We start from the raw sequence: 7,973 nt of genomic DNA, 5'->3' as shown, positions 1-7,973 counted from the left end.
ACTCCTTAAATCCCTGCTTCGAATCCTTATTCTGAATCAGTCCAAATACTGCCTTTAAATCCGTCTCAAACTTCTCATAGTCTTTAATCTTACAAATGTTTATTACCCGTATCGAATAATCCGGTATGTACTGCCTTAAAAACTCTTTATCTACCTCATCCCCAAACATATCAAACACTGACATCGGCCCATCCCATTCTTCCTCTCCATAATATACTACTTGAGTCATAACAGGAGATATCGTATCTGTTTTTCTCATTCCCGACAAATATTCTGTCCCATCCATTTTGTCTTTGTTCTTTTTATGCTGCTTCTTCAAAGCGCTGACCTGGTCATTGTAAGTCAAAGCATCATACAGCATGCACCTCAACGGCATTGCATAATGTATTTTCATCTGGTTTTCCATACCTAAAATCATGAACCGAATACCGGTTTTACCGGATACCTTTTTTACAATATCTCTATTTCGCTTTATTACACCAATATCTCCTTCTTCTCCATGTAATGCCATCCCGGAAAGTGGATTTATATCCGACAACTCTTCCGGGGAAATTCTCATTTTTCCCCGAAACACCTGATGGTTATATAGGTCTGCAAATCTTTCGTTATCTGATAAATATTTATTAATGATTACATCATTTTTCAATACTCTGCTATACCCTCCCTAAAAATTTTTATGAAATACGAACATCATCTTAATCTGGCAGATTAAAACTAGGATCTTTTTTCTATATCATACTGCATCATAAACCAAATTGCGGTTTAGCTAATGATAATATACTCAATATTCAATTCTATTTATTTAAATGAAAAAATTTGGCAGAAACGCCGTTGAATAAAAGATTTTATACTTTATGAAACAAGTCTAACACAAACATCTATATATTTCAAGAGATTATTTTAAATATTTTTCATTGCAACATATTGATTTACCTTGGTTTTTCTAACATCCTTTTTACAAAGCCGGCAGTACTACATACATTTTTTACCCATACAGATATTAGAGAAATTAATTGACTTAATAAACCTTGTTTTTTCTACCGGCTTTGTATAAAATTATCTATAGCGAAATGAATTGGCATTTCATTTCTAAGTCAACGCTCCGCCCCCAATGGCGCTTTAAAGGCGGAGCATTATGAAGCTTTACTATACTTCGAAGATTAGGTCTCCATAAGACGGCATCGGCCACGACTCTTTATTCACAATCATTTCCAACTGGTCGACAGGCATACGCAATGCGTCCATGGCAGGCATTACTTCTTCATGAAAATATCTTGCCTGTTCTTCGCCTTCTGCTTTTTGTGCGGCAATTGAGGTCACTTCTGACAATTTATCCAATGCATTTTCTGCTGCTTCCAGCAAGTCACTGGTCTTATCTAGTAATCTGGATTGCACTTTTGCTTTGGCTCCTGCTTCTTTTACAGACACAATAGTATCCGCAAGCTCTTTCGTATAATGAATTACTGCAGGTATTATCTGTTTTCCTGCAATGTCAATCATTGTTCTCGCTTCAATATTAATCGCTTTTGCATAAGCCTCATATTGGATCTCCACACGGGATTCCAGTTCCGCCCTGGTAAATACTCCAAATTTAGCGAATAAATCCACAGCTTTATCTGAAACAAGTGCAGGAATCGCATCTACCATGGATTTGATATTCGGCAGACCTCTGCGCTCTGCTTCTGCTACCCATTCATCAGAATAGCCGTTTCCATTAAAGACAATTCTCTGATGATTTGTTGCATATTCTTTGATCAGATCATGTACTGCAATGTCAAAATCTTTCGCCTTTTCCAAAACATCACATGCCTCGGCAAATGCTTCAGCGACTATTGTGTTCAACACGATATTCGGTGAAGCAATGGAATCCCTGGATCCTACCATACGGAATTCGAACTTGTTTCCCGTAAACGCAAAAGGTGAGGTTCTGTTGCGATCCGTAGCATCTTTTGTAAAATCAGGAAGTGTCTTTACACCGGTATGCAGAACCTCACCTTTAATGCTCTTGGTCGCCATCCCGGTACTAATCAGCTGTTCCAGTACATCTTCCAGCTGCTCACCCAGAAATACGGAAATAATTGCAGGCGGCGCCTCATTTGCTCCCAGTCTGTGGTCATTTCCAACATCTGCCGCAGATTCACGCAGAAGATCCGCATGTTTATCCACTGCTTTTAGAATACAGGTAAGCACCAGTAAGAACTGAATATTCTCATGAGGCGTTTTTCCAGGATCCAGCAGATTAATACCATCATCAGTGGTAATTGACCAGTTATTGTGCTTACCGGAACCATTTACCCCTGCAAATGGCTTCTCATGTAGGAGACACTGCAAACCATGCTGGCAAGCCACCTTCTTCAATACTTTCATAACAATCTGATTATGATCCACCGCTACATTTGCCTCTGCATAAATCGGCGCTAATTCATGCTGCGCCGGTGCAACTTCATTATGCTGTGTCTTTGAGGAAACACCTAATTTCCACAATTCCTCATTTACGTCTTTCATATAAGATGCTACTCTCTGACGAATTGTTCCGAAATAGTGATCATCCAGTTCCTGCCCCTTCGGAGGCATCGCTCCGAATAAAGTACGTCCCGTAAATATCAGATCTTTTCTCTTCAAATATTTTTGTTTATCCACCAGAAAATATTCCTGTTCCGGTCCAACGCAAGCGGACACTTTCCTGGAAGTGGTATTTCCAAATAATTTCAAAAGACGTATCGCCTGATCGTTGATGGCCTGCATAGATCTTAAAAGCGGTGTTTTTTTATCCAATGCTTCACCTGTATAGGAACAAAAAGCTGTTGGAATGCAGAGAATTGCTCCTGCAGCATCTTCCCTGACATATGCCGGAGAAGTACAATCCCAGGCTGTATATCCCCTGGCCTCAAATGTTGCCCGCAGACCGCCGGAGGGGAAGGAGGATGCATCCGGTTCTCCCTTGATCAGTTCTTTACCGGAAAACTCCATAAGCACTGTGCCGTCTGCCCTGGGTGCGGTTATAAATGAATCATGCTTCTCAGCCGTAACACCTGTCAGCGGATGAAAAATGTGGGTATAGTGGGTAGCTCCTTTATCCACAGCCCAGTTCTTCATCGCTTCTGCAACCACATCAGCAACCGCAGGATCTAATTCCTTGCCTTCATCAATTGTCTTTCTTAATTCTTTATATACTTTTTTTGGCAGACGTTCCTGCATCACCTTATCACTAAATACATTTTCGCCAAATATCTCCGTTACATTTATTAATTTACTCATATCTGATCCTCCATTTTCCTGCACAAAAAAAGGGCACTCCACCTATGGCGGAACACCCTTGTTCACTCTTTAATCGCTTATCAATTTTTAATCTGAATATAAAATACCCTACTTTGAGTAAAAATGCAAGCAAATTTTTATGTTTTTTGAATATTTTTCGTTACCGGCATACTTCGTGTCTGTTTCTATGCCTGGTTAACAGATCCGAATAATTCCATTTTTTCTTTCACAGTTGCTTTGATTGCTTCTGTTCCAGGAGCTAATAATTTACGTGGGTCAAATCCTTTTCCCTGTAAATCTTTACCTTCTTCGATATATTTACGTGTAGCTTCTGCAAAAGAAAGCTGGCATTCTGTGTTTACGTTGATCTTAGCAACACCTAAGTCGATTGCTTTTTTGATCATGTCTTCCGGAATACCTGTACCACCGTGAAGAACTAATGGCATTGAGCCAGTTAATTTCTGAACAGCGTCTAATGTTTCAAAGCTTAAGCCCTTCCAGTTTGCAGGATATTTTCCATGGATATTTCCAATACCAGCTGCTAACATATCTACACCAAGATCTGCAATTCTCTTGCATTCTTCCGGATCAGCACATTCGCCTGCACCAACAACGCCGTCTTCTTCACCGCCGATAGAACCTACTTCTGCTTCCAGAGACATTCCTTTTTCTTTACAGATCTCAACTAATTTCTTAGTATTTGCAACATTTTCTTCGATTGGGCTGTGAGAACCATCATACATAATAGATGAGAAACCAGCTTCGATACATTTCATACAGCCTTCGAAGCTGCCATGATCTAAGTGAAGAGCAACCGGTACAGTGATGTTTAATTCTTCCATCATACCGTTTACCATTCCTACTACGGTCTTGTAACCTGTCATATATTTACCAGCGCCTTCTGATACACCTAAAATAACCGGTGAATTACACTCCTGCGCTGTAACGAGAACTGCCTTTGTCCACTCCAGGTTATTGATATTAAACTGACCTACTGCGTAGTGGCCTGCTTTTGCTTTGTCTAACATTTCTTTTGCTGATACTAACATCTCTATTACCTCCATATGATATATTTAAAGCCTCATTAAAAAATTGTCTATGCGACCATTATAACCTATCTTTGAATAAAAATAAACTATTATTTTACAATAATGGGAATTGCCTGCTTGTGATTGATGATCTCAACATGCTTGTGATCACCGCCAAATTCGCCATCCAGCGTCCAAGGAATCTCTTCCTCTGCCTCCATAACGATATAGTCCGTCTTAAACGAATGTATATATTTGGAATTTACTTCTTTCATAAGCAGAGCCCCTATAATCTCCTGAAGCTCCAATGGATTCTGGGGTGTACGGATTAACGTCACCTCATAGACACCATCATTTAACTTTACATGTTTTCCTGTCATGTTCCGGAATCCGCCAACAGAATCTGAGTTGGTGATCATTCCATAAATAAAATCCCCTTCTATGGTCTCATCATTTGCTTCTATCTTCATCTTATAAGATTTAATTCCATAAAGCCGCTTCACGCCCTCCAGTACATATGCCAGATGCCCTAAAATGTTCTTTAGCTCCTGTCTCGTCTGGTATGATACATCTGTAAAAATTCCAAATGCAGCAATATAAACAAAATAATCATCATTAAAAGAGCCAACATCACAAAGGTAAGGCATTCCATCCATAATATCCTGTGCCGCCTTAACCATATTCTTTGAAAGCTTCAGACTATTGGCAAAATCATTGGTACTTCCCGCAGGAATATACCCTACCGGGCAATCAGCACCGCTTTCCATCATTCCCGTAATTATCTCGTCCAGCGTTCCGTCTCCTCCGCTGCAGACAACCATATCATATTCACTGGCACGTTCCTTTGTCATCTTGCAGGCATCCAGAAAGCTCTGCGTCGTATAGGAATGTACATCATAACCTCCTTTGACGAAAATATCAATTATCTCCAGAAGCTTATTCTTAATAAGACCTTTACCTGATTTGGGATTGATTATAAATAGCATTTTCTTTTTCATAACATAACACCTCAATACCCCTCTAATGTATGAACCTATTCTACTACCAAAGTTTCACAGATGCAATCATTTTGTTTTTAGAAAAAATTTCATGAATTAAACCATTTCAAACTAGTTGCAGCGTACCGGTTTTCATTTTCTTGAGATTATGCTATACTGTCCTGAGAAAAGGAGGTGTGATACAATGATTTATAAGACAAAAGGGGTCTGTTCACAGGCAATTGATTTTGAGTTAGACGGCGATACCATCAAAAAAGTAACTTTTGTTGGCGGCTGCTCCGGTAATACTCAGGGCGTTGCGCGTCTTGTTGAAGGAATGAACGTGGACGAAGCCATACAAAAACTGGAGGGCATTAAATGCGGTCCAAGACCTACATCCTGTCCCGATCAGCTTGCAAAAGCTTTAAAGGAAGCAACCGGGAAATAAAATATGAGGCTGTTACCTAAAAGTCATGCCAAAGTGTCTTATTCATCAACACGAATAATAACCGTGGTACTGACCGGGTAACAGCCTCATCTAAATTTTTATCTATCCCATTTATCGCACATTGCATTGATCTGGTCTGCAAATTTTGCCAAATCTTTATTCGCCCCGCCTTCGTTATGGCGGATAACTGTAAGCAGTCTTTGCCCGGCACCCAATAATCTGGCAAATACTGTATTCGCTCTTGCCCCCATAACTGTCATGTTCTCAGTATCCTTTACGATTGGAACCGGATGTGCCTCTTTAATAAACACATTTTCAGCCAGGTCAAATATTGTTCCGCTATATGGCGCCGTTGCTTTTAAATGCAGTTCATCACATAAACGATTTTTAAATATCTCACATACACTGTCTTCCCCATGAGTTACAAATACTCTGTCAGGCTTCTTTTCAATTGCCGAAACCCACCTGATCAATCCTTCATTATCCGCGTGTCCGCTAATCCCCTGCAGCTTGCATATCTCTGCATGCACTTCAATTTCTTCTCCAAATAGTTTTACTGTTTTTGCGCCTTCTATAATAGCCCTTCCTAAAGTTCCTGCAGCCTGATATCCCGCAAATACAATCGTGCTGTCTTTACGCCACAGATTATGCTTCAGATGATGTTTAATTCTTCCTGCATCACACATGCCGCTTGCAGATAAGATAATTTTGGGACTGTTATTAAAATTAATATTTTTGGACTCATCACTGGTAATTGCTGTCTTTAAACCGGGAAATCCTATGGGGTTAATCCCCTGATCCAGAAGCGAGGTTGCTTCTTCATCAAAATCTTCTCTCATCCGCTCGCGGAAAATACTGGTGGCTTCCACAGCAAGAGGACTATCCACGTAAACTTCAAATCCTTCGTGGTTCTTAATCAGATGCTCTTCTTTTATCTTACGAATAAAATAAAGGAGTTCCTGGGTTCTTCCTACTGCAAAAGAAGGCACCACAACATTTCCTCCTCTGTCGAAAGTTCTCTGAATAATCTTCGAAAATTCGCCTACGTAATCCGGTCTGCCTCCATGGCTTCTGTCACCATAGGTAGACTCCATGACTACATAATCTGCATCCTGAATATATTGGGGATCCCGAATCAGCGGTTGATTCTCATTTCCGATATCACCAGAAAATACAATCTTTTTTTCACAGCCTTTTTCATTTATCCACACTTCAATAGAAGAAGATCCAAGCAGATGTCCCGCATCTATAAAACGTATCTTTATGCCATCTGCAATAGGAATAATTTTATTATAATCATTTCCTATAAAACAGCTGATTGCCCCATTAGCATCTTCCATATCATACAATGGTGCAACTTCAGCTTTCCCGGCTCTTTTTCCTTTTCTGTTCTTCCATTCAGCCTCAAACATCTGAATGTGCGCACTGTCGCGCAGCATAATCTCACATAAATCCTGGGTTGCTCTGGTTGAAAATACCTGCCCCCTGAATCCTCTTTGGTATAAAAGGGGAATCTTCCCGGAATGATCAATGTGGGCATGTGTTAACAGCAGCATATCAATATCACTGGCCGGAACGGGTATATCCTGATTTTCAAAACAGTCAGGCCCTTGCTCCATACCACAATCGATCAGTATCTTTTTTTCGCATGCCTCCAGATAATAGCAGCTTCCTGTTACTTCATGTGTTGCCCCTAAAAATGTCAATCTCATAAAAAATGCCTCTCCTTTCGCCCAAACATAGTTGTATAAGAATATTATACTCTGTTTAGTGCTATTAAGATAGGCATTTTCAAATTAATATTTAATTGTAATCACGATGCTTGTAAAATCCAGAACAGCATAAGCCAAAATCCTCAGATGTTACTGTAAACTGCTGATATGGACTGCTCATACCGATGTCCCTGATTGCTTCAGCGTTGCTAAAATCAGATTTTGGTCCTACAAAATACTGTTTATATCCTTTTGGTCCAATATCCAGAAGTCCCTTATCCCACTCAGCAGAGTTTCCACCGTTTGGAATTGCGACAATTCTGACCTTATTCCAGACATCTGCAAAACGCTTTTTCACCGCTCCCAGATTCTTCCGGAGATTCACGGTTCCCAAGAGCAAGCTTCCATCAATGTATTCTCGTTCTCCTGCTCCATTGTGCTTTTTACATAAATCAAAATCATTATATAGCCCACATCTCATACCGCAGCTTGGTACGCCAAGATTAATGCATACACTACAAGGTTCATCGGCAGTGAGATATTTAACTGC

7 protein-coding genes are annotated in these 7,973 nt (G+C 40.1%); 1 reads left to right on the top strand and 6 read right to left on the bottom strand.

Annotated elements, in window-relative coordinates; translation table 11 throughout:
• The 4 genes from RHS_RS28675 to RHS_RS28660 all read right to left on the bottom strand — a co-directional run.
• The coding region (locus RHS_RS28675; RefSeq protein ID WP_047835131.1) for an Rpn family recombination-promoting nuclease/putative transposase at positions 1 to 646 on the bottom strand (646 nt) is incomplete at its 3' end.
• Between the two features lie 500 nt (positions 647 to 1,146).
• The gene (locus tag RHS_RS28670) at positions 1,147 to 3,258 is read right to left on the bottom strand and encodes a glutamine synthetase III (protein WP_047835130.1); all 2,112 of its coding nucleotides are present in this window, start codon (positions 3,256 to 3,258) and stop codon (positions 1,147 to 1,149) included.
• 185 nt (positions 3,259 to 3,443) lie between these two features.
• Positions 3,444 to 4,307: a class II fructose-1,6-bisphosphate aldolase gene (fba, locus tag RHS_RS28665; protein ID WP_027295177.1), complete on the bottom strand. Its 864-nt coding sequence runs from the start codon at positions 4,305 to 4,307 to the stop codon at positions 3,444 to 3,446.
• An 89-nt stretch (positions 4,308 to 4,396) separates the two neighbouring features.
• Positions 4,397 to 5,284, bottom strand: a complete 888-nt coding sequence (locus tag RHS_RS28660) for a diacylglycerol kinase family protein (RefSeq protein WP_044289534.1) — start codon at positions 5,282 to 5,284, stop codon at positions 4,397 to 4,399.
• A gap of 184 nt (positions 5,285 to 5,468) precedes the next feature.
• On the opposite strand from RHS_RS28660, the gene RHS_RS28655 reads away from it, so the two are divergent.
• A complete protein-coding gene (locus RHS_RS28655) occupies positions 5,469 to 5,711 on the top strand; it encodes a TIGR03905 family TSCPD domain-containing protein (protein WP_027295178.1) in 243 nt (80 codons plus the stop codon).
• A gap of 98 nt (positions 5,712 to 5,809) precedes the next feature.
• On the opposite strand, the gene RHS_RS28650 is transcribed toward RHS_RS28655, so the two are convergent.
• Together RHS_RS28650 and RHS_RS28645 are read right to left on the bottom strand one after the other, a co-directional pair.
• Complete coding sequence (locus RHS_RS28650) at positions 5,810 to 7,423, bottom strand: MBL fold metallo-hydrolase RNA specificity domain-containing protein (RefSeq protein WP_027295179.1); 1,614 nt, start codon at positions 7,421 to 7,423, stop codon at positions 5,810 to 5,812.
• Positions 7,424 to 7,514: 91 nt separating this feature from the next.
• Positions 7,515 to 7,973: hypothetical protein (locus RHS_RS28645; RefSeq protein WP_047835129.1), on the bottom strand; the 459-nt coding region annotated here is incomplete at its 5' end.

Source organism: Robinsoniella sp. RHS, assembly GCF_001029355.1.
GTDB lineage: Bacteria > Bacillota > Clostridia > Lachnospirales > Lachnospiraceae > Robinsoniella > Robinsoniella peoriensis.
This window is presented reverse-complemented; position numbering and strand designations above follow the sequence as displayed.